Here is a 283-nt window from a genome sequence, read left to right as displayed (position 1 = left end):
CGTCGTTGAAGCGGACGGTGTGGCGGAGGTGTTGGACCCAGTAGTGGGGGTCGGTGAGTTGTTCGGTGGTGGCGGGTCGTCCGGTGAGGTTGGAGATGATGGGGAGGGTGGGGGCGTGGTAGGTGAGGGTGGCGGCGGTGGTGTGGAAGTCGTCGAGGATGCCGTCCATGTGGGGTGAGTGGAAGGCGTGGCTGACGTTGAGTTGTTTGGTGCGTCGGCCGTTGGCGCGCCAGGTGGCGGCGAGTTGGTGGGCGGCGTCGTGGTCGCCGGTGATGACGGTGGA

Annotated in this window: 1 protein-coding gene; it reads right to left on the bottom strand. The window is 66.8% G+C overall.

The genetic code is table 11. From position 1 onward, the window contains the following. A partial coding sequence (locus tag IF89_RS40110; RefSeq protein WP_043195134.1) for an acyltransferase domain-containing protein occupies positions 1-283 on the bottom strand: 283 nt, incomplete at both ends.

Source organism: Streptomyces sp. NRRL F-2664 (assembly GCF_000719345.1).
Taxonomy (GTDB): domain Bacteria; phylum Actinomycetota; class Actinomycetes; order Streptomycetales; family Streptomycetaceae; genus Streptomyces.
This window is presented reverse-complemented; position numbering and strand designations above follow the sequence as displayed.